Origin of the sequence: Mesorhizobium sp. B1-1-6 (genome assembly GCF_006443035.1) — a bacterium.
GTDB lineage: Bacteria > Pseudomonadota > Alphaproteobacteria > Rhizobiales > Rhizobiaceae > Mesorhizobium.
The window spans coordinates 230,038-255,345 of record NZ_VFWR01000008.1 but is presented as its reverse complement, the minus strand read 5'-3'; the positions used below and the strand labels follow the sequence as shown (position 1 = coordinate 255,345).

General features: G+C 65.6%; 30 protein-coding genes. 14 read left to right on the top strand and 16 right to left on the bottom strand.

Annotated features, from left to right (window positions below; genetic code table 11):
• Position 1: 1 nt before the first annotated feature.
• From FJ979_RS18180 to FJ979_RS18165, 4 genes are all read left to right on the top strand, one after another.
• On the top strand, positions 2–385 hold the full coding sequence (locus tag FJ979_RS18180) for an ACT domain-containing protein (RefSeq protein ID WP_140582600.1): 384 nt from the start codon (positions 2–4) through the stop codon (positions 383–385).
• 153 nt (positions 386–538) lie between these two features.
• Positions 539–1,972 carry an aldehyde dehydrogenase family protein gene (locus FJ979_RS18175; RefSeq protein WP_140582597.1) on the top strand — a complete coding sequence of 478 codons (1,434 nt, stop codon included), beginning with the start codon at positions 539–541 and terminating at the stop codon, positions 1,970–1,972.
• A 297-nt stretch (positions 1,973–2,269) separates the two neighbouring features.
• A complete protein-coding gene (locus FJ979_RS18170) occupies positions 2,270–2,680 on the top strand; it encodes an MbcA/ParS/Xre antitoxin family protein (protein ID WP_140559857.1) in 411 nt (136 codons plus the stop codon).
• The gene (locus FJ979_RS18165) at positions 2,674–3,372 is read left to right on the top strand and encodes an RES family NAD+ phosphorylase (RefSeq protein WP_140582595.1); all 699 of its coding nucleotides are present in this window, start codon (positions 2,674–2,676) and stop codon (positions 3,370–3,372) included. Before FJ979_RS18170 ends, FJ979_RS18165 begins: the two co-directional genes overlap by 7 nt.
• A 15-nt stretch (positions 3,373–3,387) precedes the next feature.
• Here FJ979_RS18165 and FJ979_RS18160 read toward each other — a convergent pair whose 3' ends face one another.
• From FJ979_RS18160 to FJ979_RS18135, 7 genes are all read right to left on the bottom strand, one after another.
• Positions 3,388–4,131, bottom strand: a complete 744-nt coding sequence (locus FJ979_RS18160) for an amino acid ABC transporter ATP-binding protein (protein WP_140521398.1) — start codon at positions 4,129–4,131, stop codon at positions 3,388–3,390.
• A gap of 25 nt (positions 4,132–4,156) precedes the next feature.
• Complete coding sequence (locus tag FJ979_RS18155; RefSeq protein ID WP_140582592.1) at positions 4,157–4,831, bottom strand: amino acid ABC transporter permease; 675 nt, start codon at positions 4,829–4,831, stop codon at positions 4,157–4,159.
• Positions 4,828–5,499 carry an amino acid ABC transporter permease gene (locus FJ979_RS18150; protein ID WP_140582589.1) on the bottom strand — a complete coding sequence of 224 codons (672 nt, stop codon included), beginning with the start codon at positions 5,497–5,499 and terminating at the stop codon, positions 4,828–4,830. The genes FJ979_RS18155 and FJ979_RS18150 overlap by 4 nt, the downstream gene beginning before the upstream one ends.
• Positions 5,500–5,621: 122 nt before the next feature.
• Complete coding sequence (locus FJ979_RS18145; protein ID WP_140516312.1) at positions 5,622–6,410, bottom strand: ABC transporter substrate-binding protein; 789 nt, start codon at positions 6,408–6,410, stop codon at positions 5,622–5,624.
• A gap of 110 nt (positions 6,411–6,520) precedes the next feature.
• Entirely contained in the window at positions 6,521–6,646 is a 126-nt protein-coding gene (locus FJ979_RS33365; RefSeq protein WP_263486285.1) for a hypothetical protein, read from the bottom strand.
• Positions 6,643–7,149: an Lrp/AsnC family transcriptional regulator gene (locus tag FJ979_RS18140; RefSeq protein WP_140499160.1), complete on the bottom strand. Its 507-nt coding sequence runs from the start codon at positions 7,147–7,149 to the stop codon at positions 6,643–6,645. Before FJ979_RS18140 ends, FJ979_RS33365 begins: the two co-directional genes overlap by 4 nt.
• A gap of 125 nt (positions 7,150–7,274) precedes the next feature.
• Complete coding sequence (locus FJ979_RS18135; protein WP_140582587.1) at positions 7,275–8,147, bottom strand: LysR substrate-binding domain-containing protein; 873 nt, start codon at positions 8,145–8,147, stop codon at positions 7,275–7,277.
• A 171-nt stretch (positions 8,148–8,318) separates the two neighbouring features.
• On the opposite strand from FJ979_RS18135, the gene FJ979_RS18130 reads away from it, so the two are divergent.
• Together FJ979_RS18130 and FJ979_RS18125 are read left to right on the top strand one after the other, a co-directional pair.
• The gene (locus FJ979_RS18130; protein ID WP_140499156.1) at positions 8,319–8,528 is read left to right on the top strand and encodes a hypothetical protein; all 210 of its coding nucleotides are present in this window, start codon (positions 8,319–8,321) and stop codon (positions 8,526–8,528) included.
• A 21-nt stretch (positions 8,529–8,549) separates the two neighbouring features.
• Positions 8,550–9,299, top strand: coding sequence for a sulfite exporter TauE/SafE family protein (locus FJ979_RS18125; protein ID WP_140582584.1), 750 nt, complete (start codon positions 8,550–8,552; stop codon positions 9,297–9,299).
• Positions 9,300–9,335: 36 nt separating this feature from the next.
• Here the strand turns inward: FJ979_RS18125 and FJ979_RS18120 are convergent, their stop codons facing one another.
• Complete coding sequence (locus tag FJ979_RS18120; RefSeq protein WP_140499152.1) at positions 9,336–9,785, bottom strand: universal stress protein; 450 nt, start codon at positions 9,783–9,785, stop codon at positions 9,336–9,338.
• A 214-nt stretch (positions 9,786–9,999) separates the two neighbouring features.
• Here FJ979_RS18120 and FJ979_RS18115 point away from each other — a divergent pair, with 214 nt between their 5' ends.
• Complete coding sequence (locus FJ979_RS18115; protein ID WP_140559853.1) at positions 10,000–10,581, top strand: histidine phosphatase family protein; 582 nt, start codon at positions 10,000–10,002, stop codon at positions 10,579–10,581.
• A 5-nt stretch (positions 10,582–10,586) separates the two neighbouring features.
• Here the strand turns inward: FJ979_RS18115 and FJ979_RS18110 are convergent, their stop codons facing one another.
• The 3 genes from FJ979_RS18110 to FJ979_RS18095 all read right to left on the bottom strand — a co-directional run bounded on the left by FJ979_RS18110 (position 10,587) and on the right by FJ979_RS18095 (position 13,055).
• The gene (locus FJ979_RS18110) at positions 10,587–10,988 is read right to left on the bottom strand and encodes a VOC family protein (RefSeq protein WP_140559852.1); all 402 of its coding nucleotides are present in this window, start codon (positions 10,986–10,988) and stop codon (positions 10,587–10,589) included.
• A gap of 143 nt (positions 10,989–11,131) precedes the next feature.
• Positions 11,132–11,884, bottom strand: coding sequence for a pseudouridine synthase (locus FJ979_RS18105; protein WP_140582581.1), 753 nt, complete (start codon positions 11,882–11,884; stop codon positions 11,132–11,134).
• A 286-nt stretch (positions 11,885–12,170) separates the two neighbouring features.
• Entirely contained in the window at positions 12,171–13,055 is an 885-nt protein-coding gene (locus tag FJ979_RS18095) for an aldo/keto reductase family oxidoreductase (protein WP_140582576.1), read from the bottom strand.
• Between the two features lie 94 nt (positions 13,056–13,149).
• On the opposite strand from FJ979_RS18095, the gene FJ979_RS18090 reads away from it, so the two are divergent.
• Positions 13,150–14,049 (top strand): LysR family transcriptional regulator, encoded by a 900-nt coding sequence (locus FJ979_RS18090; RefSeq protein WP_140582574.1) that lies wholly within the window; start codon positions 13,150–13,152, stop codon positions 14,047–14,049.
• Positions 14,050–14,133: 84 nt separating this feature from the next.
• Here the strand turns inward: FJ979_RS18090 and FJ979_RS18085 are convergent, their stop codons facing one another.
• The gene (locus FJ979_RS18085; protein WP_181165261.1) at positions 14,134–14,979 is read right to left on the bottom strand and encodes a helix-turn-helix transcriptional regulator; all 846 of its coding nucleotides are present in this window, start codon (positions 14,977–14,979) and stop codon (positions 14,134–14,136) included.
• A 90-nt stretch (positions 14,980–15,069) separates the two neighbouring features.
• Here FJ979_RS18085 and FJ979_RS18080 point away from each other — a divergent pair, with 90 nt between their 5' ends.
• A complete protein-coding gene (locus FJ979_RS18080) occupies positions 15,070–15,960 on the top strand; it encodes an SDR family oxidoreductase (protein WP_140582569.1) in 891 nt (296 codons plus the stop codon).
• Between the two features lie 18 nt (positions 15,961–15,978).
• Here FJ979_RS18080 and FJ979_RS18075 read toward each other — a convergent pair whose 3' ends face one another.
• Positions 15,979–16,671, bottom strand: coding sequence for a RibD family protein (locus FJ979_RS18075; protein WP_140516205.1), 693 nt, complete (start codon positions 16,669–16,671; stop codon positions 15,979–15,981).
• A 318-nt stretch (positions 16,672–16,989) separates the two neighbouring features.
• Here FJ979_RS18075 and FJ979_RS18070 point away from each other — a divergent pair, with 318 nt between their 5' ends.
• From FJ979_RS18070 to FJ979_RS18050, 5 genes are all read left to right on the top strand, one after another.
• Entirely contained in the window at positions 16,990–17,937 is a 948-nt protein-coding gene (locus FJ979_RS18070; RefSeq protein ID WP_140516203.1) for a substrate-binding domain-containing protein, read from the top strand.
• A gap of 228 nt (positions 17,938–18,165) precedes the next feature.
• Positions 18,166–19,731, top strand: a complete 1,566-nt coding sequence (locus tag FJ979_RS18065; protein WP_140582566.1) for a sugar ABC transporter ATP-binding protein — start codon at positions 18,166–18,168, stop codon at positions 19,729–19,731.
• Positions 19,728–20,744: an ABC transporter permease gene (locus tag FJ979_RS18060; protein ID WP_140516199.1), complete on the top strand. Its 1,017-nt coding sequence runs from the start codon at positions 19,728–19,730 to the stop codon at positions 20,742–20,744. The genes FJ979_RS18065 and FJ979_RS18060 overlap by 4 nt, the downstream gene beginning before the upstream one ends.
• A 126-nt stretch (positions 20,745–20,870) precedes the next feature.
• A complete protein-coding gene (locus tag FJ979_RS18055; RefSeq protein WP_140582564.1) occupies positions 20,871–22,154 on the top strand; it encodes a hypothetical protein in 1,284 nt (427 codons plus the stop codon).
• A 127-nt stretch (positions 22,155–22,281) separates the two neighbouring features.
• Positions 22,282–23,400 (top strand): ionic transporter, encoded by a 1,119-nt coding sequence (locus tag FJ979_RS18050; RefSeq protein ID WP_140582561.1) that lies wholly within the window; start codon positions 22,282–22,284, stop codon positions 23,398–23,400.
• Between the two features lie 22 nt (positions 23,401–23,422).
• On the opposite strand, the gene FJ979_RS18045 is transcribed toward FJ979_RS18050, so the two are convergent.
• Genes FJ979_RS18045 through FJ979_RS18035 form a run of 3 tightly spaced genes read right to left on the bottom strand, consistent with a single transcriptional unit; the run spans position 23,423 to position 25,172 of the window.
• Complete coding sequence (locus FJ979_RS18045; protein ID WP_140582558.1) at positions 23,423–23,998, bottom strand: hypothetical protein; 576 nt, start codon at positions 23,996–23,998, stop codon at positions 23,423–23,425.
• On the bottom strand, positions 23,995–24,615 hold the full coding sequence (locus tag FJ979_RS18040) for a hypothetical protein (RefSeq protein ID WP_140582556.1): 621 nt from the start codon (positions 24,613–24,615) through the stop codon (positions 23,995–23,997). Before FJ979_RS18040 ends, FJ979_RS18045 begins: the two co-directional genes overlap by 4 nt.
• Entirely contained in the window at positions 24,612–25,172 is a 561-nt protein-coding gene (locus FJ979_RS18035; protein ID WP_246679330.1) for a hypothetical protein, read from the bottom strand. The genes FJ979_RS18040 and FJ979_RS18035 overlap by 4 nt, the downstream gene beginning before the upstream one ends.
• Positions 25,173–25,308: the final 136 nt, after the last annotated feature.

The following is a 25,308-nucleotide window of genomic DNA, read 5'->3' as shown; positions in this document are numbered from 1 at the left end:
AATGGCTGCCAAAATCAGGCTGAAGCAACTGCCCGGGCTGTACGCGATTTCGCGGCTCGAGCCTGGAGCGAGCATTCCCGGTTGGGCGGACGGGCCAGGCTTCGTCAGCATCACCAGAACCGAGGATGAACTTTCGATCGTCTGTCTGCAGGATCGCGTTCCAGATGCCGTCAAGCGGGATGACGAGTGGGTCGCCTTCAAGCTCCAAGGGCCTTTCGCTTTCGATGAAACCGGCATCGTGTTGTCGGTCATCAGGCCGCTGTCGGAAAACGAGCTGGGCATTTTCGTGGTGTCGACTTTCGACGGCGATCACCTGCTGGTGAAAGCCGCCGATCGGGTCGCGGCGACACGGCTTCTAGGCGAAGCCGGGCATACTCTGCTGTAATTCGTTCTGCTCCAGCTATCGCCCGCCCGGCTGGTTCAACCGCTCGCGGCTCGCTCACCAGTTCGGGGTTGCGTTTGACAGTGCCGGTCGCGCATCGTTATTTCTAGCCAGATATCACGCCGGACGGCTGTGCGGCGCCCCTCAGGAGAAATCATGTCACACAATCAGCAGTTCTACATCGATGGCGCGTGGGTCGATCCTGTCGTGCCCAACACGATCGATGTCATCGATCCGTCGAACGAAGATGCCTTCGCGCAGATTTCGCTGGGCTCCAAGGCCGACGTAGACAAGGCGGTGGCCGCCGCGAAGCGCGCCTTCGGCACATTCGGCTTCACCTCGGTCGAGGAACGGCTCGACATCCTCAACGGCGTCATCGAGGTCTACAAGAAGCGCAGCCAGGACCTTGCGCTCGCCGTGTCGCGCGAGATGGGCGCGCCGCGCCGGATGGCGCTCGACAGCCAGGTCGGCATCGGGCTCGCGCATCTGGCCAAGATGGCGGAAGTGCTGAAGAGCTTCCAGTTCCGGCAGGTCAAGGGCTCCTCGCTGATCGTCAAGGAGCCGATCGGCGTCGTCGGCCTGATCACGCCATGGAACTGGCCGCTGAACCAGATCACCTGCAAGGTGGGTCCGGCGCTTGCCGCCGGTTGCACCATGGTGCTGAAGCCATCCGAGATCGCGCCGCTCGACGCCATCATCTTCGCCGAGATCTTCGACGAGGCCGGCGTGCCGAAGGGCGTGTTCAACCTCGTCAATGGCGACGGCCCCGGCGTCGGCCAGGCGCTGTCCAGCCATCCCGATATCGACATGATGTCGTTCACCGGCTCCACCCGGGCCGGCATATTGGTGGCCAAGGCCGCCGCCGACACCGTCAAGCGCGTGCACCAGGAACTTGGCGGCAAGTCGGCCAACATCCTGTTCCCGGATGTCGACCTCGCCACCGCCGTGACCAAGGGCGTCGCCGGCTGCTTCAGCAACAGCGGCCAGTCCTGCAACGCGCCAACCCGTATGTTCGTGCCACGCGACCGTCATGACGAGGCGACTTCCTACGCCAAGGCGGCGGCGGAAAAGTTCGTGGTCGGCCCGGCCGACGCTCCCGGCACCAAGCTCGGCCCTGTCGTCAGCCAGGCCCAGTTCGACAAGATCCAGGACATGATCCAGAGCGGCATCGACGAGGGCGCCACGCTGGTCACGGGCGGCCCCGGCCGTCCGGCCGAACTCAACCGTGGCTACTATGTCAGGCCGACCGTGTTCGCCGATGTCACCCACGACATGCGCATCGCGCGCGAGGAGATTTTCGGGCCGGTGCTGGCCATCATGCCCTACGACACGGTCGAGCAGGCGGTCGAGCAGGCCAACGACACCGTCTACGGCCTTGCCTCCTATATCCAGGCCAAGGATATCCAGAAGGCGCGCGACGTCGCGGCGCGCATGCGCTCCGGCAACGTCTACATCAACTATCCCCAATGGGACGCCGGCCTGCCCTTCGGCGGCTACAAGCAATCCGGCAACGGCCGCGAATACGCCGAATACGGGCTGGAGGATTTTCTGGAGATCAAGGGTATCGCGGGGTATGAGGCGGCGGAGTAGGCGGACAAGAGCCGCCCTTACAGAACGTGGGTTCCTCGGCCCCGCAAAGCGGGGGAGAGGTGGCGGCGAAGCGGTCGGAGAGGGGGCTGCGGCGCTGGAAGGTTTTCACGGCATATCCACGCCGCGCCATTCCCCCGCTCCGTCTCGGCTTCGCCGAGCCACCTCTCCCCCACCTTTGTGGGGGCGAGGAACCCTGGTCTGTTATGCCGCGCCACCTTTTTAGGTGGCCGCTCTGGTCCTGTTTCCTTGCCAATTGGCAAATACATGCTATATGTCTGCCAATAGCGGGAGCAGAAAATGCAGCTTCAGTCCATCGTCACCACGCCGGCCGCGGTCGGCAGCGCCATCTCGGATGAAGAGGCGGGCGCCCTGGCGCGCACCACGGTCAATCTGTTCAAGGCGTGGGGCCTCACCGACCTCGAGGCCTGCATCCTGCTCGGCGGCATGTCGGCGCGCACCTGGGCGCGCTGGAAGGAAGGCGGCATCGGCCGGATCGACCGTGACCTGCGCACCCGCATGGCGCATCTGATGGGCATCCACAAGGGTTTGCGCTATCTCTTCACCGAGCCGGCGCGCGGCTATGCCTGGATCCGCAAGCCCAATGCCACGTTCGGCGGCCAATCGGCGCTCGACCTGATGCTGCGCGGCGAAATCTCCGACCTTGCCGCGATGCGCGAATGGCTCGACGCGGAGCGTGGTGGATGGTGAGTGGGCTCGCGGTCCGGCGCCGCGTCCACTGGCCCCAGACCTTCCGCATCATCCGCTCCATCCATCCGCCTATCGACCTCTTCGAGGACATTGCCGACCCGCGCGATTGGGAAGCGCTGGCCGCCGTCGAGGAGAAGACCAATCCGCGCATCCGGCTGGAACTCGGCGACCTCGGCAAGGTTCCTGCCGAAAGGCGGGTGTCCGGACCCGGCGCAAGTTTCGTGATGGCGCCCTTCGTGCATTGCTCGACCTTGCGGCCCGGGCGGTTTTCCGATGGCAGCTACGGCATCTACTATGCCGGCGACAGCGAGGAGGTGGCGCTGGCCGAAACCATCCACCACCACCAGAATTTTATGCGCGCCACCAAGGAGGAGCCGGGCTGGACCGCGGATTTCCGCGTGCTGATCGGCAGCGTCGATCGCGACCTCGATGACGTCAACGCGGTGCCCGGCGCGCTCGACCCGGACAACTACACCGCCTCGCAGGCCGAAGGCCGCGCCTTGCGTGCGGCCGGCAGCGACGGGCTGGTGTGGAACAGCGTGCGCATGCCAAGCGGGCAGTGCATCGGCATCTTCTGGCCGGATGCAATCACCGTTCCCGTCCAGGGGAGGCACTACAGCTACCACTGGGACGGCCGCCGCGTGGATTTCGTGCGCCAGCACGATACAGGCAAGGTGCTGGCGGTCACTTGAAGGCGGCGGCGCCGGTCAGTGCCGCAGGATCTTGCTCAGGAAGGCGCGGCTGCGATCGGTCCTGGGGTGCGAGAAGAACTCGTCGGGCGTGCCGCTTTCGACGATGGCGCCGGCATCCATGAACACCACGCGCTGGGCGACCTTGCGGGCAAAGCCCATCTCATGCGTCACCACCATCATGGTCATGCCTTCCTCGGCAACCGCGACCATGACGTCGAGCACTTCCGAAATCATCTCGGGGTCGAGGGCGGAGGTCGGCTCGTCGAACAGCATGATCTTGGGGCGCATGCCGAGGCAGCGGGCGATCGCCACACGCTGTTGCTGGCCGCCTGAAAGCTGCGCAGGATAGGCGTTGACCTTGTCGGCAAGCCCGACCTTGGCCAGCAGTTCGCGGCCGGCCTGCTCGGCCTCCGCGCGCGGGATTTTGCGGACATGGATCGGCGCCAGCGTGACGTTTTCGAGCGCGGTCTTGTGCGGGTAGAGGTTGAAGGACTGGAAGACGAAGCCGATCTCGGTGCGCAGCTTCGTCATGTTGGTGGCGGGGTGGCCGAGCCGCTGGCCGTCGACGACAAGGTCGCCGTCCTTGATCGTCTCCAGCCCGTTGATGCAGCGGATAAGCGTGCTCTTGCCCGACCCGCTCGGGCCGCAGACGACGACCACTTCGCGCGGCTCGACGCTGAGCGTGATGTCCCTCAGCACGTTGAGCGTGCCGAACCATTTGTTGACGCCGCGAAAATCGATCATGCCCGTTTTGGTCATGTGGTCGGAACCTTTGGGTTCGATGTCATATCTGCACCTCGCCATGGGCGGCACCGATGCGCCGTTCGAGCCGGCGGGCGAGCATGATCAGCGGATAGCAGACGAGGAAATAGCCGACGCCGACGAGGAAGAACACCAGCAGGCCGTTCGGCACGCGCTGCACCACCAGCCAGCCGACGCGGGTGAGGTCGGTCAGGCCGATCGCCGAGACGACGGAAGAATCCTTGATCAGCAGCACATATTGCCCGACCAGCGGCGGCAGCACGATGCGCATCGCCTGCGGTAGCACCACCTGGCGCATGCGCTGCCAGCGCGACAGGCCGGACGCCAGTGCCGCCTCGACCTGGCCCGTCGGAACCGAACGAATGCCGGCGGCGACGATCTCGCAGATGAAGCAGGCGGCGAGGTTGGTCAGCGCGATGATGCCGGCGGTGAAGGCGTCGAGCTCGATGCCCAGCTCCGGCAAGATGAAGAAGATCAGGAATATCTGCACCAGGAACGGCGTGCCCCGGATGAGGTCTACCCAGGCACCGATGACGCCGGAGATCAACCGGTTGCCGCCGGTCCGCAAGATGCCGAGGCCGAAGCCGAGCAGGGTGCCCAGCACCAGGCTGATCAGCGACAGCACCACGGTCATGCCGAGGCCGCGCAGCGCCAGCGGATAGCTGCCCGCAAGGCTTTGCAACTGTTGCCAGATCATGTGCGCGCTCCCGCCGAACCGAGCCAGCGGCCGGAGAGAACCGCCAGCCCTTTGAGGCCGTAATAGAGCAGGAGGTAGAAGGCGGCGATGGTGAGAAATCCTTCCGCCGGCATGAAACGGTCGGAGGCGAGCAACTGGCCGGCGCGCGTCAGCTCGGCAACGGAGATCAGCGACAGGAGCGCCGAATCCTTGACCAGCACGATCGCTTGTCCCAGCAGCGGCGGGATCGTCACCTTGAACGCCTGCGGCAGGACCACCAGGCGCATGCGCTGGACATAGGTCATGCCCGAAGCAACACTGGCCTCAACCTGGCCGCGCGGGATCGACAGGATGCCGGCCCGAATGATTTCAGCGACATAGGCGCCGCTGTTCAGTGACAACGCGAGGATGCCGACGACGAGTTCGGGCAGCACGAAACCGAGGCGCGGCAGGCCGAAATAGAGAAAATAGAGCTGCGCCAGCAAGGGCGTGGCGCGTACGGCGTCGATATAGGCCTTGGCCGGCACCCGAAACAGCCAGCCGCGCTGCAGGTTCATCCCGCACAGCAGGATGCCGACCGCGAGCGCGCCGAAAAAGGACAGCGCCGACAGCCACACGGTCGTGACCAGGCCCTGCCCGAACAGGGGCAGGTATTCGACGATGGTGCGGAAGCTGAAATTCTCGAGCATGGGCGTGAATGGTGATTAGGGAGTAGTGAGTAGTGAGCAGTGAGTAGTGAGGCGGATCCGGAATTCCCTATTCACTACTCACTAATTCGCTACTCACTAATCCCTAATTCCCTAATCCCTAATCAGTGATCTTTCTTCCAGTCTTCCGAATTGACCCAGTAGTCGAGGTTCTTCTGCAGGCGGCCGTCGATGGTGACCTGGTTGAGGAACAGGTTCATCCAGATCAGGAGATCCGGCTCGTCATAGCGGGTGGCGAAGGCAAGCGGCTCCTTCGAGAGGAGGTCCGGCATGATTGTGAAGGTGCCGGCCGGATAGGCCGTCGACTGGCCCTTGACCGCCGAGACATCGTTGACGCCGCAATCGGCCTGGCCGTTGTTGACGGCGTCGAGCAGCAGCGGACCGCCGCCCTTGTAGCTCTTGATGTCGGCATCGGGGAAGGCTGCCTTGGCTTCCTTCTCGCCGGTGGCGCCGAGCAGCACGGCGATCTTGGTGCCCTTGGCCTTGCAGTCGTCGGCGGTCTTGAACTTGCCGTCGGCCTTGGTGAAGACGGTGCTGCCCGTATACATGTAAGGCGTGGTGAAGGCGACCTTCATGCCGCGTGCCAGCGTCGGCGTCATGTCGGCGACCAGAAGGTCGGCCTTGCCCGAAAGCAGCGCCGGGATCAGGCCGTCCCAGTCGAAGTCGAGGAAGGTGATCTTGACGCCCATTTCCTTGGCCATCAGTTCGGCCAGTTCCACCGAGCTGCCGGTGCGTTCGCCATTGGCGCCGACCAGCGAGAAGGGCGGTCCCTGTGTCTGCACGGCGACACGCAGTTCGCCGCGCTTGGTGATGTCGTCGAGCGATCCGGCGCTGGCGGCGGCGGTGAGGCCGGCCAGTGCGAGGCCGGCGATGAAAAGCTTGGCAATGTTCATTGGTTTCATTGGGCATTCCTCCTTTTGTCGTCTTGTTGTCCACCCTACAGGGTGCTTTTTGAGCGGCGGCGCCGTTGCCGGCGGCGGCCACCGTTCGAAAATCCGTCTCCTTAGTGCCGGGCCGCCGTTTCGGCGACCGCGATGCCGCGGCTGGGCAACGCGCCGAAGAAAGGCGCGTCCGGCACATGCAGCAGCGGGTTGAGCAGGCCGAGGCTCTCGAGAACCGCTATCCTCATGCCGGCTCCTTGCGAATGCTGTCGTCCGACCAGCAGCCTTCCGGCAGACTGACCCATTTGTTGCAGGACGCCATAACCACGAAGGTCTCGCTGCGCACGACCTCGCCCGGCTCGCCGGCGCCCGGGATCAACTCGCTGGTGACGCGGTAGAGATCGGCGACGTCGCCGGCCACCGTCACGTCGACGATGATGTCGAAGCGCCCGGTGACGACCGAGGCCGAGTTGACGAAGGGCAGTTCGGAAATGCGCTGCGCCAGCTCGCGGGCGCGGCCGCGCCCTTGCGCGTTGATGCCGACGATGGCCGAGATCAGTTCGGGCCGCTCCGTCAGGTTCAGGAGCCCGACGATCTTGAGCAGGTTGCGGTCGAGCAGGTTGCGCAGCCGCGTGCGCACCGTCGGCACCGAGATCGCCAGAATCTCGGCAAGGCGGTTGATGCCCGGCTGCGCGTCCTGCGACAGCTGTTTGACCAGCCGCCGATCGGTCAGATCGAGATGTTCCCGCAAGTCCCCCGTCTTTCATAAAACGAAAAAAGCTAGGCGATTTTTTTGCCTATGTGCAAACAAGCTATTTCATGGATTCCTCAAAGGCAAGGCATGATTCCACGCGAATTCAGCATGTGGCGGCGGCTTCACACCAGCGCGGTCACCAACAGCTTGGCCTGCGGCGTCAACGTGTCGAAGCGGCGGGCGCAGAGATTGAGCTGGCGGGTTCCCCAGTCGTCCGTCAGCCGCAGGCTGCGCAGGCTGGGCGCCGAGCGGCGCACCGTGCTTTCCGGCACGATGGCGACGCCCGCGCCCTGCGCCACCAGCCTGCAGACATTGTCGAGGCCGGGCACGCGGATGCGAAAATGCAGATGACCGCCCAGGCGCGCGGCCTGGCGGGAGATGTGCTCCTGCAAGGGATGGCCGGCGCTCAGGCCGACAAAGGTTTCACCGAGAATGTCGGCGAGGCCGGTCGCGCGGCCTTCGAGGCCGGACCGGGTCCGCGAGGCGATCACCACCAGCCGGTCAACGAAGAACGGTTTCTGCTCGAGATGGGAAAGGCCGGCCCAGGTCGCGGCAATGCCAAGATCGGCGGCGCCGCTCGCCACCGCCTCGGCGATCTCGTGGCTGGGGCGCTCATCGAGGTCTATGTCGACGCCGGGATGCGCGACCAGAAAGGCCGGCAGCCTGTCGCGCAGAAGTTCGCTGGTGGCGGCCGTGTTGGCGAGCAGGCGGACCCGCGCGCGCAGGCCCGTGGCATAGGCGCCGAGCTCGCCGGCCATCGCCTCGATCTGATTCTGCACCGCGCGCGCGTGGTGCAGCAGCGCCTGGCCGGCGGCGGTCGGCACCACGCCGCGCCGGCGGCGCTCCAGAAGCGGCGCGCCGAGCCTGTCCTCCATGCCCTTGATGCGGGCGCTGGCCGAGGCCAGCGCGAGGCCCGCGAGCTCGGCGCCATGGGTGATGCTGCCGCGCTCGGCGACCAGCAGGAACAGCCGGAGATCGACGAGGTCGAAGCGCATCTTTTTCCTCCCGCAAGACGGCCCGGGCGATGGCCGCTATCACGCGATCGATGGCGCAGCGGGCCGACCGGCTTGCGGTACCAGCCTTCGCCTCAGCCGAAGGCTGGTACCGCGATTTCCACATTGTGGGTGACGGCGAATTTCGTCAAACAGTTTCGGTGGAGGTCCAGGATGAGAAAACCAGCATCGAACCGGCAAGGGCTCGGCATCGCTGAAAGCGCGGCGATGCTGCTGGCGGTTGCCGTCGCCCTTCTGGCCGTGGCGCGCTCGGATTCCGGCATGCCAGGATGCGCCATGACATCCGCCCCTGTCAGCAGTGCCGCCGGACCGGCGGGGCCGGCAGCGGGGATCGACGCCGCCGACATGCTGCTCCATGATTGAGCCGCTGCCGGACACGCCATCATGCTGAGCGCCGCCGCCGTCGCCTGGATCTGCGCCGTCTTCCTTGCCGCCGGCTTCGTCAAGGGCGTGGTCGGGATGGGCCTGCCGACGGTGGCGATGGGCCTGCTGGCGGTGACCATGGCGCCGGCCGAGGCGGCCACGCTTCTGCTGATCCCGTCGCTGGCTACCAACCTGTGGCAATTATTCACCGGTCCTTCGTTCGGCGGGCTCGTCAGGCGGCTATGGACGATGATGGCCGGCGTGGTGATCGGCACCGTTGCCGGCGCCGGCCTGCTCACCGGCGCGCATACGGCGGCCGCGTCCGGCGCGCTCGGCGTGGCACTGATGCTCTATGCCGTTCTCGGCCTCGCCAAGGCCGGCTTCTCAACGCCGCCACGCCACGAGGCCTTGCTATCGCCGCTGGTCGGGGTGGCAACTGGCCTGGTCACCGGCGCCACCGGCGTCTTCGTCATTCCGGCGGTGCCCTACCTGCAATCGCTGCGGCTGGGCAGGGAAGAGCTGATCCAGGTGCTCGGCCTGTCCTTCACCGTGTCGACGGCGGCGCTGGCCATCGGGCTGTTCAGGGCCGGCGCCCTGGCCTCGCCGACGGCCGGGCTGGCGGGTTCGGTCGCGGTGCTGGCGCCTGCGCTCGCCGGCATGGCTGTCGGCCAGGCGCTGCGCCGGCGCATGAGCATCGAGACTTTTCGCAAAGTGTTCTTCGCCGGGCTCTTGGCGCTTGGATTTTATCTCATGGCCGAGGCGGCGTTCTGAGCGCCGCTTGCAGAGCGCCGACTGGCCGGACCCGGCCTACCGCACCACCAGGACCGGGATTTCGCTGTAGGATACGACTTCCGCCGTCTGGCTTCCCAGAAGCAGCCTGCCCAATCCGCGGCGGCCGTGCGAGGCCATGACGATCAGGTCGCAGCGTTCGGTCTGCGACAGTTCCAGGATCGCCTCGGCGGGCCTTCTGTCCTCGATGTGCACGACCTTGGCCGACACGCCCAGCCCCTCGGCGGAAGCCTTGCATTTGTCGAGCACCTCCTTGCCGTATTTGCGGGCTTCTTCCTGATAGGCGGCCAGCTCATCGCCCGCGGCGTAGCCGGCCATGGCGCCGCCCCAGGCGAAGATCGGGAATTGTTCCGAGACGGTGACGAAGGTCACGGCGGCGCCGAGGCCCTTTGCCAGCCCGAGGCCGTGGGCAACGCCCTTGTCGGCCAGTTCCGACCCGTCGGTGGCGATGAGCAGATGTTTGTACATGATGATCGTGACCTATCGTGCTTGGTGAACTGTGGACCACACATAGTTATGCCCGGCGCCCAGTCATTGTGCCAATGCGGCGGGGATCAGGGCCAGGGAATGTGGTGGGCATTTCATGGACCGCACCCAAACGTTCCACCCCGGACTTTCGCGCCGGCTGGATTCCCCTTCGCCGCATCGTCCTCTAAGGTGCGGCAACTTCGAAAGGCCCGTCATGAGCAGTGCGTTTCCTCAAATCCATCTGGTCCGACATGGCGAGACGGCGTGGAGCCTGTCGGGCCAGCACACCGGCCGCACCGACATGCCGCTGACGGCAGCCGGCGAGGCGGCCGCGCGGGGTGTGGCGGATCGGCTGAAAGGCCTGCCGTTTTCGGCCGTGTGGTCGAGCCCCTCGCAACGCGCCTACAACACCAGCGTGCTTGCCGGATTCGGGGCGCAAAGCGTCAAGATGGACGACCTGCAGGAATGGGACTACGGCGCCTATGAGGGGCGTACCACCAGGGAAATCCTGGCCGAACGGCCGGGCTGGAACGTCTTTCGCGACGGCTGCCCGCAAGGCGAAACGGCGGCCGATGTGGGCGCCCGCTCCGACAGGATCATCGATCGCCTGCGCGAGGCCAACGCCGACACGCTGATCTTTTCCAGCGCGCACTTCCTGCGCGTGCTCACCGCCCGCTGGCTCGGCTTGCCGCCGCAGGACGGCGCGCTGTTCGTGCTCGACACGGCCAGCATCAGCGTGCTCGGCTACGAGCATGACCTCGGCGAGCCGGTGGTGCGCAAGTGGAACGGGAAGTAGGCGGCCTAGCTGTCGAACTTCCGGATCGCCTCGGCGGTTACCGGCGTGAAGAAATTCACCAGATTGTAGTCGGGGTCGCGGAACAGCAGCGAGCGGTTGCCCCAAGGCATGGTGGTAGGCTCCTGGACAATTGCGCCCTTGATGGTTTCCGCCAGCCTGGCAAATTCTGCATCGACGTCGCCGACTCGGAATTCGATGATGGCCGTGCGGTTGTCGGCTGGGCGGGCGATGTCGCTGCCGAACAGCATCAGGGTGCGCGTGCTGCCGATCGCCAGCGTGCAGGCCGGCGTCGCCAGTTCGGCGAAATCCTCCGTGTACATCGTCACCGGCATGCCGGTGATCTCGCCATAGAAGCGCACGAGGCGCTGGACATCGGACGTGATGATGCGGACAGAGACGAAATTCATCGCATTGGCTCCCTGATCGTCGAAGCCGCGGCTGGGCTCCCGGCCTTCTATATGCCGGGGCTCCTGACAGCTTTCCGTCAGGAGACGGAAGTGCCGGCGCGATTTTCAGATATGCCGAACGACAGTGCCAACCCTGCGCCTATTCACCCCGCCAGCAGCGCCAATTCATCGGGCGTCAAATGCCTCGCCATACCCTTGGCGAGATCGCCGAGCGGCAAGCGGCCAATGGCCACGCGGATCAGGCGCTTGACCTCGATGCCGTGGGCGGCGAGCAGGCGCCGGATGTGGCGATTACGGCCCTCGTCGAGCACGATCTCCAGCCAGGCGGTGCGGCCGCCGCTGCGCAGCAGCTCGATCGAGTTGGCGCTCAAGGTCTCGCCGTCGATACGCGCGCCGGCGCGCAACGCTTCCAGCACCGCCGCGTCGGGCACCGTGGCGATCTGGACATGGTAGGTCTTGGGCAGGTGCGAGGCCGGGTCCATCAGCCGGTTGGCGAAGCGGGTGTCGTTGGTCATCAGCAGCAGGCCTTCGCTCGCCTTGTCCAGCCGGCCGACCGGCGAGACGAAAGGCAGGTCAAGCCCTTCGAGACAGGCATAGACGGTGTCGCGCTCGAGCGGGTCGTCGCGGGTCGTGACCAGCCCGCGCGGCTTGTTGAGCATGAGATAGACCTTGCGCTCGGCAACGATTTTTTCGCCGTCGACGGCGATGCGGTCGCGATTCATATCGACGCGCAGGGAAGCATCGCGCGCGACCTTGCCACCGACGCGCACGCGGCCCTCGGCGATCAGCCGCTCGGCCTGGGTGCGCGAGCACAGGCCGAGCTTCGACAGCGCGCGGTTGAGGCTGACGCCGGTGCTTGCCGGTCTGTCGGTGTTTTCTGTCCGCCGTGGTGTCATCTTGCAGTCGCCGGTTCGGTCGACTGATGGCATGGGCGAGGCTGGCTTCGCAAGCCGGCGGAGGGAGTTTCAGCACCCGCTGTCGCGCTCTACGGCGCCCCTCTCTGTCCTGCCGGACATCTCCCCACGAGTGGGGAGATTGGCCGTCATCACGGCCTTCGCCAATCTTCGACGTTGCAGAAATAGAGAGCCGACGATCAAGCTGCCGATCTCCCCCCAAGTGGGGGAGATGTCCGGCAGGACAGAGGGGGGCGCCGTAGAGCGCCCAGCTCGCGGTATAGGCACATCAGGCCGCTTGGTCGGTCTCGCCCGCGATCCCGTTCAGCACGGCAAGCGCGTCGGCTGGCAGCTCCAGCTCCGCCGCCGCCATGTTTTGCCTGAGATGCGCGACGGACGAGGTGCCGGGGATGAGCAGGATGTTGGGCGCGCGGTGCAGCAGCCAGGCGAGCGCCACCTGCATGGGCGTCGCGCCGAGTTTTTGCGCGACATCGGCCAGCGTGCTGGATTGCAGCGGCGTGAAGCCGCCGAGCGGGAAGAACGGCACATAGGCGATGCCGGCCGCGGCAAGCTCGTCGACCAGTGCGTCATCCTCGCGATGCGCGATGTTGTACTGGTTCTGCACGCAGACGATGTCGACGATGCCGCGCCCCTGCGCGATCTGGGTTGATGTGACATTGCTCAAGCCGATATGGCGCACCAGACCCTGACGCTGCAGTTCGGCGAGCGTATTCAGTTGGGGTTCGAGCGAGCCTTCGGCCGGGCCGTGTATGCCGTGCATGGAGCGCAGGTTGACGACCTCCATGGTGTCCAGTCCCAGATTGCGGAGATTGTCGTGCACGGCCTGCGTCAGTTCCTGCGGCGACATTGCGGGGATCCACGATGCATCGGCGCCGCGCCGGGCACTGACCTTGGTGACAATCGTGAGATTGGCGGGATAGGGGTGCAGCGCCTCGCGGATGATCAGGTTGGTGACGTGCGGACCGTAGAAATCGCTGGTATCGATATGGTCGATACCGCTCGCCACCGCCTCGCGCAGCACGGCGAGTGCACCGTCATGGTCTTTCGGCGGGCCGAACACGCCCGGTCCGGCCAATTGCATGGCGCCGTAGCCCATGCGCTTCACGGTGCGGTCGCCGAGCTTGAAGGTTCCGGCCTTGCTGATGTCGGTCATGGTCTCAATCTCCTTTGGATCGGCCAGGTATAGACAATGCACGCCTGCGCGATAATATGGCGCAATCGGCACAGGCTGTGCGGAAAGGCGTACAATGACGGATCTGGGCGACCTCCAGGCATTCATGGCGGTGGCGCGCGCCGGCGGCTTTCGCGAGGCGGCCAGGATCAGCGGCGTCAGCGCCTCCAGCCTCAGCGAAACGGTGCGGCGGCTGGAGACGGGGCTCGGCGTGCGGCTCCTCAACCGCACCACGCGCAGCGTCGCTCCGACCGAGGCCGGCGCGCGACTGCTGGAGCGGCTGGGCCCCGCGCTCGGCGAGGTCGAGGCAGCGCTCGATGTCGTCAACGGCTTTCGCGGCCGCCCGGCCGGCACGCTGCGGCTCAACGTGCCTGTCGTGGCGGCGAAACTGGTTCTGCCGCGCCTTCTGCCGCCCTTCCTTGTCGCCTATCCCGACATAAGACTGGAGGTGACCGCCGAGGACAGTTTCGTCGACATACTGGCGAGCGGCTGCGATGCCGGCATCCGCTATGACGAGCGGCTGGAGCAGGACATGATCGCCATACCGATCGGCCCGCGCCGGCAGCGCTTCGCCACCGCTGCCGCAACGGCCTATCTCGACAGGCGTGGCCGGCCCGACCATCCGCGCGACCTGCTCAATCACGCATGCCTGCGCGGCCGCTTCGCCAGCGGCCTGACGCCGCCCTGGGAGTTCGAGCGCGACGGCGAGATAGTGAGCGTCGAGCCGACCGGGCCGCTGCTGGTCAGCACCGGCACGGCTATGGCGCTTGCGCTCGATGTGGCGGTCGCCGGCGGCGGCATCGTCTCGCTGTTCGAGGACTGGCTGCGCCCCTATTTCGACGATGGCCGGCTCGAGCCGGTGCTGGAGCCCTGGTGGCAGGAGTTTTCCGGCCCGTTCCTCTATTACCCGGGCCGCCGGCTCATCCCGGCGCCGCTGCGGGCATTCATCGACTTTGTCGGCGGGATGCGGTGGTAAGGCGCCGCGATGACGGTTTCATGGGACGCATGGCAGGACGCAACCCGCTGCGCATTTCTGGAATGTTCCAGGAACGAGCAGGGATCATCGCGGCGGGTCCAATGACACCTTGGCGCGCTTCGCCAGCTCGCGAATCCGCTCCGCGACCGCGCTGTCGACCGGATTGTAGACGGTCAGGCTCAGATCCGGGCGGCCGTCGACCGCGAATCCCGAATATTCCAGCTCGATGTCGCCGAGCACGGGGTGTTTCAGCCGCTTGGTTCCGTCGCCATGGCTGAGCACGTCGTTCTCGCGCCACAGGGCGGCGAATTCGGGGCTGGCGCTGCACAGTTCGTCGACGAGTTCGCGTACCTCGGACACCGCGCCGGCACGCGCCGCGTCGGCGCGGAAGGCGCCCACCACGAAACGGGCGAGGTTTTCCCAGTCGTGCTGCTTTTCGCGGATGGCCGGGCTGCGGAACATGAAGCGCAAAATGTTGCGCTGGTCTGCGGGCAGGGCGCTGTAATCGGTCAGCACGACTTGGGCGGCGCGGTTCCAGGCAACGACATCCCAGGTAGCGGTCCTGACCAAGGCGGGACTCGCTTCAAGCGTGTCGAGGAGGCGCTGCAGCCGGGGGCTGATGCCTTCCGCGCCGATATAGCGGACCTCGGGCGGGCGTCCGAGCCCGAGCATGAAAAGGTGCTCGCGCTCGGCCTCGGTCAGCATCAGCCCCTTGGCGATGCGGTTCAGCACATCGGCCGAAGGCGCGCCGCCACGACCCTGCTCCAGCCATGTGTACCAGGTCGGGCTGATGTTGGCGCGCTGGGCCACTTCCTCCCGGCGCAGCCCCGGCGTGCGCCGGCGCCCTGAAAATCCGAACGAGGCCGGATCGAGCCGGGTGCGCCGGTCTCTCAGAAACGCCGCGAGCGAACCGGCGGAATTGGTGGGCATCCTGTTAGCCATTATACCACGATAAGATCACTACTTTAATGGAATAATAGACCGGCGATACTGCGCAGGCAATCGTGCAGGAGAATTCGCATGCGTATCTTTTTGACCGGCGCGACCGGTTTCATCGGCTCGGCGCTCGTTGCCGAGCTCATCAAGGCGGGCCATCAGGTGGTCGGCGTCACCCGCTCCGAAGCGGGGGCCGAAGCGCTGACGGCGGCGGGCGCCGAAGTGCATCGGGGAACGCTCGATGATCCCGAGGGCCTGCGCGACGGCGCGGCAAAGGCGGAAGCGGTGATCCACACGGCGTTCGACCATGATTTTTCGCGGTTTGCCGAGAATTGCGAGAAGGATAGCCGCGTCATCGCGGCACTCGGCCAGGCATTGGCCGGATCCGACCGGCCGCTGGTGATCACTTCCGGCGTCGGCGTGGGCAGCCCCGGACATGGCGAGCTTGCCAGCGAGGACGTCTTCAACGCCAGCCATCCCAATCCGCGCATCGCCTCGGAGCTCGCCGGCAATGCCTTGCTGGAAGCCGGCGTCAACGTCTCGGTGGTGCGGCTGCCGCAGGTTCACAACCCGGTCAAGCAAGGGCTCATCACGCCGCTCATCGAAATCGTGCGCCAGAAAGGCGTTTCGGCCTATGTCGGCGAGGGCCGCAACCGCTATGCGGCGGGCCATCTCCTGGACGCGGCGCGCCTCTACCGGCTGGCGGTGGAAAAGCGGCAGCCCGGCGCGCGCTATAACGCGGTCGGCGAGGAAGGCGTCGAAGTGCGCGCGATCGCCGAGGTGATCGGGCGGGGCCTCAACGTGCCGGTCGTTTCGATCGCTCCGGAACAGGCGGCGGAGCATTTCGGCTGGATGGCAATGTTCGCCCCGATGGATCTACCGGCCTCCAGCGCGCTGACCCAGGCGCGGCTCGGCTGGCATCCGACCGGTCCGACGCTGATCGCCGATCTCGAGGCCATGCGGTACGACGTATGATGCGCCGATAAAGCGTCGTCAGCCGACGGCGTAGCGCAAATGGACGAGCCCGTGGGCGAGGGCTTCGCAGCTTTTGAGCGACAGTTGCATCTTGCCCGCGAGGCCGGTTTCGCCGAATTCGACGAAACCCTGGTTCGCCGCCCGCCCATCAAGAGCGGGAGCGACGAGAAGGCTGAGCTCATCGACAAGGCCGTCCGCGAAGAAGGAGCCGTTGATGCCGGCGCCGCCCTCGAGCAGCAGCCGGCGAATGGCGAATTCGCGGTTGAGAACTTCGAGCATCCGGCCGAGATCCATGTCAGCCGTTTCCGCCACGATATAGGACACGCCGTCGGCAGCGAGCTCGGCCAGGTGGCTGTCGGCGACATCGTGCCCAAGCAGCACCACGACATGGTCGCCGCCAATGTCGGGTTTGGAAAAGTGGAGCTTGCCCGATGGATCGAGCGCCACCGCGTAGCTTCCCGTACCGGTTTGCGCGACATGATAGGGTCGGTCGACCTTGCCCGCATCGGCCGGCGGGTGCGCGCCGGCCTTGCTCATCTCGGCCATGGTGACGCGGCCGACGATCCAGCCGTCGCCCGCAAAATCATTATGGATATGCTCGTAGAGGCTCGACCATTCGGCCCGGGTTCCGTCCGGGCTGGCCGTGTAGCGGCTCGGGTGGAGACTGCCGTCCAGCGACGCGATCATATGGCAGATGATGTGCGGTTTCATGCGGGTGTCTCCAGGGAATGGGCTCAGGCGCGGTTCAAACTAGGGCCAGCGCCGGAGAATGGAAGCTGGGCACCCGGCTCATCCAAATTCCGACCATTGCCGTCTGGCCCTGTTATATCGATGTTGCACAAATGGTTGAGCCTGGGCTAGCATCCGTTTGCTGGTGCCGACGGGAGGCAGTTTTTGCGACGGCGATCAGCTGGAGCGGCATGCGTTAGCAAACGCAAGGAGGATGCTCCAACACTTTGAACCGACGCATGATCCTTCCTGAAACCGTCCCGGTTTCCGGGGCCGTGCGTTCTTGTGGAGGAGGATCCCATGAACAGACGTGAATTCCTGATGACGTCCGTGGCCGCGGGCGCCATGGTGCTTGCCGCGCCCTCGGCATTTGCGCAGGACAAGCTCACCATTCTCGGCTCGGTGCCCAGTCTCGGCTTTCCGTTCTTCGTGCACATGCTGAACGAGATCAAGGCGGAAGCCGCCACGCAAGGCGTCAACCTGACCGAGAGCGATGGCCAGAACTCGGCCACCAAGCAGACCGCCGACATCGAGGCGGCCCTGGTGCAAAAGGTCAACGCCATCGTGATCTCGCCGCTCGACGTCAATGCGCTGGCGCCGGCCATCGAGGAAGCGGTCAAGGCGGGCGTTCCCGTGGTCACGATCGACCGCCGCGTCGACGGCGTCGAGGGCATTCTCGCCCATGTCGGCGCCGACAACGTCAAGGGCGGCGAGGCGGAAGCGCAGGCCGTGGTGGCGGCATTCCCCAACGGCGCGAAACTGTTCCATCTGCAGGGCCAGCCCGGCGCCGGGCCGGCGATTGACCGCAACAAGGGCGTGCACAATGTGCTCGATCCCTTGAAGGACAAGTACCAGATCGTCTTCGAGCAGACCGCCAATTTCGCCCGCGCCGAGGCGCTGTCGGTGACGGAAGCCGGCCTTGCCGCCAACGGCAAGCCGGACGCGATCGTCTGTGCCAATGACGACATGGCGCTGGGCGCGCTCGAAGCCTGCGCGGCGCGCAACTTCACCGACGTCAAGATCTACGGCTTCGATGCGCTGCCGGAAGCGCTGGTCGCGGTCCGCGACGGCAAGCTCGCCGGCACGGTCGAACAGTTCCCCGGCCAGCAGTCGCGCACCGCCGTGCAGATCGCCGTCGCCTACGCCAGGGACAAGACGGAGCCGAAGGAGAAGCTGGTGCTGTTGACGCCGATCGTCATCGGCAAGGACAATCTCGACAAGGCCGAGAGGCTAAACGAGACGAAGTGAGCGCATGGAGAGGTCGGCGGGGCAGCACCCCCTCTGGCCTGCCGGCCATCTCCCCCGCAAGGGGGAGATCGGCAGTGTCGATGTCCGCATTCTCATTGCGGCGTTGAAAATTGGCGAATGCGGAACAGACAGCCAATCTCCCCCCTTGCGGGGGAGATGTCCGGCAGGACAGGGGGGTGTTCACGCGCCGACGGGTCCGGAAACTGCATCGAGGGAAGCACCCATTCCATGGCTGAAGCCGCACCCGTCCTGCTCGCCGTCGAGGGCGTCACCAAGCGTTTCGCCGGCGTCACCGCGCTGAACGATGTCTCGCTCGACGTCAGGCCCGGCGAAATCCTCGGCCTGCTCGGCGAAAACGGCGCCGGCAAATCGACGCTGCTGAAAATCCTGTCGGGCGTCATGCCGCCTTCCAGCGGGCATGTCATTTTCGACGGGGCCGACTACCGGCCGTCGAGCCCGCAGGATGCCAAGCGGCTAGGTATCGTCACCATCTACCAGGAGCTCAGCCTGATCCCGACGCTGACGGTGGCGGAGAACATCTTCATCGGCCGCGCCCCGACCGGTCCGCTCGGCCTCGTCTCCTGGCGCAAGATGGAGCAGGACTCCCGCATCATCATCGCCCGCGTCGGCCTCACGATCGATCCGATGACGCCGGTCTCGGCGCTTTCGGTGGCCGAGCAGCAGCTCGTCGAGATTGCACGGGCGCTGTCGCTGAAGAGCCGGCTGATCATCATGGACGAGCCGACATCAGCGCTGACCGAGACAGAGGTGCAGCGGCTGCTGTCGATCATGGACAGGCTGCGCAAGGACCATGTCGCCATCATGTTCGTCACCCATCGGCTGGAGGAGGCCGCCGCCATCTGCGACCGCATGACGGTGCTCCGGGACGGCAGGTTGGCCGGCAATCTCGACCGCGAAGGCGGGCCGATCCGATTGCCGCGCATCATCGAGAAAATGGTCGGCCGCGCGGCGTCCGAGCTCTATGCGCGGCCGGCGCAGCGCACGGTGGCCGGCGACGTCGTGCTGTCGGTGCGCGGGTTGCGCACGGTGCGCGATCCCGAAGCGCCGCACGCCATCGTGCTCGACGGCGTCGATATCGACCTGAAGGCCGGCGAGATCCTGGGTGTCGCCGGCCTCGTCGGCTCGGGTCGCACGGAGCTGGCGCGCGCCATCTTCGGCGCCGACCGGATCGCGGGCGGCACGATCGCGCTCAACGGCAGGCCCATCGCGCCGGCCTCGCCGGCGGATGCCATAGCGCTCGGCATCGGCCTGGTGCCTGAGGATCGCAAGCATCAGGCGATCTTCGCCGCGCTCGGCATCCTGCCGAATTTCTCCGTCGCCTCGCTCGGGCGGTTCAGCAATGGCTTCGGCTTCATGGCCGAGCGGCGCGAGCGCGATGCGCTGGCGGGGTTCCGGAAAATGCTATCGATCCGCATGGCGTCGGCCGAGCAGGCGATCGAGGGCCTATCAGGCGGCAACCAGCAGAAGGTGATCCTGGCGCGCTGGCTGGCGCGCGACCCCAAGGTGCTGATCGTCGACGAGCCGACGCGCGGCGTCGATGTCGGCGCCAAGGCCGAGGTGCACCAGATCCTGGTGCAATTGGCAGCGCGGGGCATAGCGGTGATGATGATTTCGTCCGAGCTGCCCGAAGTGCTGGCTGTGTCGGACCGGATCGTGACCATGCGCAAGGGGCGCATCACCGGGCAGATGCCGGGCATCGAGGCAAGCGAGGAAAAACTGATGGAACTGATGGCGCTCGACCAGCCGGGAGCGGTTGAGGAGGAGGCACGATGAGCGTGGCCGAGGAGCAGAGCCGGCGTGGCGGCATCAGCATTGCGCGGCTCTTGATGAATTTCGGGCCGCTGCTATTCCTGGCGGCGCTGGTGGTCGTCTTCACCGTGCTGAAGCCGAGCTTCATCGATCCGATCAATCTGTTCAACATCACCCGCCAGATATCGATCACCGGGTTGATCGCGCTCGGCATGACCTTCGTCATCCTTACCGCCGGCATCGATCTCTCGGTCGGCTCGCTGCTCGCCTTCTGCGGCATGGTGGCGGCCGTGGTCGCCAAGGGCGGTACTGCCAACACGCTGTCGCTGTCGACGTCGGGAACGCAGGGCTATGGCTGGTTCGCGGCGCTGCTCGCCGCCGTGGTGGTGGGGGCGGTGGCCGGCGGTGTTCAGGGCTTTGCCATCACCAGGCTGAAAGTGCCGCCCTTCGTCGTCACGCTTGGCGGGCTCACCGTGTTTCGCGGCCTGACGCTGACCATCTCCAATGGCGGCCCGATCTCGGGCTTCGACGCTTCTATGCGCTGGTTCGGCACCGGGCTGATCGGCCCCGTGCCGGTGCCGGCGATCATCTTCGCGGCGGCCGCCATCCTGTGCCACATCGTGCTGCGCTACACGCGCTATGGACGCGCCGTCTACGCCGTCGGCGGCAATGCCGAGGCCGCACGGCTGTCGGGCTTGCGCGTCGACCGCATCCTGGTCTCGGTCTATGTCATCGTCGGCTTCTTCGCCGGGCTCGCCGCCTTCGTGCTGTCGGCCAGGCTGAATTCGTCCGAAGCGGTGGCCGGCATCGGCTATGAGCTGACGGTCATTTCGGCCGTCGTCATCGGCGGTACCTCGCTGTTCGGCGGCATCGGCTCGGTGGGCGGCACCGTGGTGGGCGCCGCCCTGATCGGCGTGCTGCAGAACGGGCTCCAGTTCAACAACGTCTCGTCCTACACGCAAAGCATCGTCATCGGCCTAATCCTGATCCTGGCGGTGGCGTTCGATCGCTGGCTGAAGTCGCGGGTGAGGCGCTAATTCTTTCTCCCTTGTTGTCGGAGAAGGGGAAATCGCCGCTCTGGCAGGAGAGCTCGCCACCTTTCTTGCAAAACAACCCCCCTTTGCTAGAAGGATTTCGGGCGGGTGGCATTCTGAGAGAACCTCATGTTTGCCGATATCATCAGACCGATCAGCTTGAGTTTTTCGCTGCTGCGGCGGTTCTGGCCGCAGCTCGTCGTGCTGGTGCTGGCCGGTGTTCTGGCCGGCGATCTCTTGCTGCAACTGGCGGCCAAGGTGGCGCTCGCAAACCATTTCGCCGGGCTCGCCATGCTGACGCTGGTGGCGCTGGCGCAACTGGTGGTGACGGTGGCGATGTTCCATGTGCTGCGTCCCGGCTTGCCCCATGTGCTGGCCGCGCAGCGTGGCGCGGAAAAGGCCACGGTCGCCGAGGGGCAGGGAACCGCGGACCGGCGCGGTTCGCGGCTGGTGCGCATGATCACCATCGCGCTGTTGCCCTTCTTCGCCTATTACGCGGCCTGGGGGTTCCTCGGCGACATCGTGCGGCAATATTCGCGCGAAACGCTCGACCAGGCCGGCTTCGGCCAGAGCGCCAATGTTCTGGACGTGCTGGATTCGCGCTGGCTGCTGGCCTCGGTGGCGGTGTCCTGGCTGGTGCGCCGGCTGGCCAAGTTCATGCAGGCGAAAACGGGCGCCGCCTCGTTCTGGCAGATCGTGGTGGTGATCTGCGAGACCAACTGGATCTTCGTCGGCCTCTACGTCATCAGCCGCTGGAAGGACAGCGCGCTGCAATGGCTGATGAGCCGCAATTTCTGGTCGGTTCTGCAGGCGTCGACCGACGGGCTGGCGAGACCGGTGCCAGCGGCGACGGCCGCGCCGATGGTGCCGGTCGAGATCACCTCGATCGCGCCCTCGACGATCGCCGTCAACCTGTTCTTCTACATGCTGTTGCCGCTGATCTGGCTGGTGATGGCGGCGCTGATCTATGGCTATGATGTGCGCGACGATACGGCACTGATGCGCGTGCACGGCCGGCTGGAACGCGTCGGCAAGCGCTATGCCGGCCTGCCGAGATTCCTGCGCGATTTCGTCGAGCATTTCGTCGCCGGCTACCGCTCGCGCTATCTGCCGATCGCCAATGGTGTGCGGCTGACGGTGAGTTCCAGCCTCGTATTGCTGTGTACGCTGATCGTCGGCTATCGCCTGCTCGACTGGGGCGCGGCCTGGCTGTGGCTCGGCGCGACGCGGCTGATCGGCCCGCACGAGCTCGACGTCTGGCAGATCCTGTCGCATGGCGTGACGCTGTTGTTCGGCAGCCCGTTCCAGGATTCCTCCACCGGCATCCTGGTCGAGCCGCTGCGCATCTGCTTCCTCGCCGCGGTGCTGGAGACGGCGTTCTCGCTTTCGAAGGGGGGCGGTCGTTCCCGGTAGCGACGGGAATGACCGTAGCGTATCCTTGTCGCGCCTTGCCATGTACGTGTGATGGGGCGAAAGTGCGATCTTTCCTGGTCTCGTAAACAGACCGCCTGTTTGCACTCGCAAGATCGAAGAGAATGCCATGACTTACTTCTTCCGCCGTCGAAGTGAGGCAATGACCTTCGGCCTGCCTGTTGTCTGCTGCGCGCTGGCGTTAATACTGCAATCGAACATAGAGCCGATCGAAGATTACCGGACGGCGATTGTGGTGATCGTTGCCGGCATATCGATCGTTCTTACCTTGGCAACCGTCTTTGCCGTGTTGCGACATGCGGAGGCGATAGCCCGACGTGTCGGACAGCCGTACGGCACCCTAGTTCTTACCTTGGCTGTAACGACCATCGAAGTGTCGATTATCGTTTCGATGATGCGGCATGGCGCCAACAATCCGACCTTGGCGCGAGAGTCCGTGTTCTCCACGGTCATGATCGTTTGCACCGGCATTGTGGGCATGTGCCTGACACTTGGCGGGTGGCGGCACCGCCACCAGGACGTCCGAAGGCAAGGGACAAGTTCCTTTCTCTCGGTGCTGACCGCGATCACGGTGCTGACGATGGTGCTGCCGAACTACACGCTTGCCACCAGCCCCGGGACATTTTCTCCCACGCAACTGGCCTTCGTCGCACTGCTGTCGCTCTTGCTCTACGGCAGTTTCGTTTTCGCCCAGAGCTACAGCCAGAAAGAGGACTTCCTGGAGGTGCAGCTGCGTGAAAGCGCTCCGGAAAGCCATTCTCCGCAGGTCCACGGCGTGCCAACGCATTTCGTCTTCCTGCTTCTGGGACTGGTCGGGATCGTCCTGCTGACGGAACGGGTCGCGGCTGGCGTTGAAGATGGCCTTACCTACCTGCAGATCCCGCAATCGGATGCGATCGTCGGCGCGATGATTGCGTTTGTCGTGCTGCTCCCCGAGGCGATCTCCGCCATCAAGGCATCGTGGGGGAATGAGCTCCAGCGCGCATTGAACGTCGCTTTGGGCTCGGCGTGCGCGACCATCGGACTGACGATCCCGGCAGTGGCGGCGGCCAGCCTCATCACCGGAAAGTCGCTCAACCTCGGTCTCGGTCCGAGCGACGTGATTTTGCTGGTTCTGGCCCTTGCGGTGAGTGTCGTAAGTTTCAGTACCGGACGCACGACGGTTCTCACCGGACTTGCTCACCTCGTCGTCTTTGTTGCCTACGTCCTGTTGATCGCCGTGCCGTGACTCCGGACTGCCGGCGCTGTCGCTACTTCGGCGGCCGTTGAAACCGCAGGTACCACGGCCGCCCGCTTCCCAGCCCAATGGCGGGACGGATGGTCTTGATGGCATCCTCCGGCACGATGAAGGTGTCGCCGATGGTGATGACGTCGCCTGTCTTGGCGCCGGAGAAGATCGCCGAGGTGCAGTTCATCACGCCGTCCGGCAGTCTGACGCCCGAAATCATGTCGGGGAGCCAGCGGCGGCCGGCGGCATCGGTCAGCATCAGCCTGCAGCCCAGCCATTGCTTCTGCAAGTCGGGATCGCCGACGGTGACGGAGAAGGTGGCGATGACGGCGAAGGCCTGATCGGGCAAGCGGCCGGCCTTGCCGCCGCGCAGGTCCGCCAGTTTCCAGTCGCTGCCGCCGAAGTGCGCGGACTGGCCAAACTCGACATCCCTGGCGATGAGGTCTTCGCCGCCCAGCCATTCGCGCAGGCTGTCATGGCTGGTTTCTGCCAGCGCCAGCGGCAGCAGGATGACAAGCGCCGCCAGGTTGCGCCTGCGCCATTTTTTCTCGGCCTGCCGCTCGGCGGCCGGCCCCATGTCGGTCGCGACGGCGCTCATGGCTTGCCCTGCGGTGTCTGGCCCGGAGAAGTCTGGCCCGGTGGTGCATCCAGATCGTATTGCGGCAGGATGCCGGCCGGTTGTCCATCGGCGCCGGCAGACAACCCGTCGAAGCTGATGCGGGCCTGCGCGTCGAGCGCGCCGAATTGGCGTTCCGAGACCAGCAGCCTGGCGCCGCCGATCTGGTCGGGCGGTACTTCGAAGACGAACAGGCCGCGTTTTTGCAAGCCGGGATCGACGCCGTGCGGCGGCATGTCCTGGCGATAGCCCAGCCGCTCCGTCTGGCGGTAGCGCAGACCGGTCGGACCTTGCCAGGTGCCGTCCGCGACCGTGATGGAGGCGTCGGTCGCGGTGAGGCTGGTCGTCACCACCGCCCACACGCCGCTCGTCGTCAAAAGCTTTTGCTGCCCGAACTGGTTGGTCTTCAGCGCGCGGGCAAAGACAACCTCGTCAAGCCGCACGTCGAAGCTGCGTGCCCGCACCGTGTCGTGCATGGCGCCGTCGACCGGGATAGGCGCGGTGAGGTCGGCATAATGTGGCTTGGAAAGCTGCATACCGTAGCTCAGCGCCACGGTGGCGGCGAGAATCACGAGATTGCCGAGGACCCGCATCCTCATGAGCCGGCTCCCGGAGTGTCCGTTGCCGGCATATCGGCGAGCGGCAAGGTCACGGTGCCGAGACGGTAGGGATTGTACCAGCCGGGCGTGCCGTAGAGATTGTCGCGCGGCTTGAAGATCTCCGCGGTGACGCCGAAGGCGAGCGTCGGCGGCACGGCGGCGTCGCCGGCCAGCGGCCAGACATAGGCCAGGCGCTCGGTCATGCCGGGGTGCAGTTCCGGCGCCAGGGTCGAATCGCGTATCAGGGCGATCATCGGCATCGAGTCCGGCAGGGTGATTCCCTCCGGCTTGAAGACAGCGAAGTAGGCCTTGTTGGATTCGGCCGTGCGGTTGGTCATGTCGGCCTCCAGCACCAGTGCCTTCTGGCCCGGTTTCAGCGGCACGCCATGGATGTCGGCATGGCTGACATAGGCTCGCACCGGCTTGATGCGCCAGCGGCCGGCATCGACGGCGGCATCGGACGGCAATTGCGGCGGAGGGTGGGCGGGCCGGGCGCCAAAGGCGCCCATGAGGCCGGCCGCCAACAGCGCGGCGATGGTTCCCGCGCCTGCCGTCATCCAGGCCTGGACTCTTGAACGGGCAGTCTTGAACATTCCCTGATATGCACGTCGAACGATCAGCCACCCGCAGGCAATCTAGAAAGAAAACGCTCGGATGGGAACCCGCAAATGGCGGCATTGCCCAGCTCTTCTC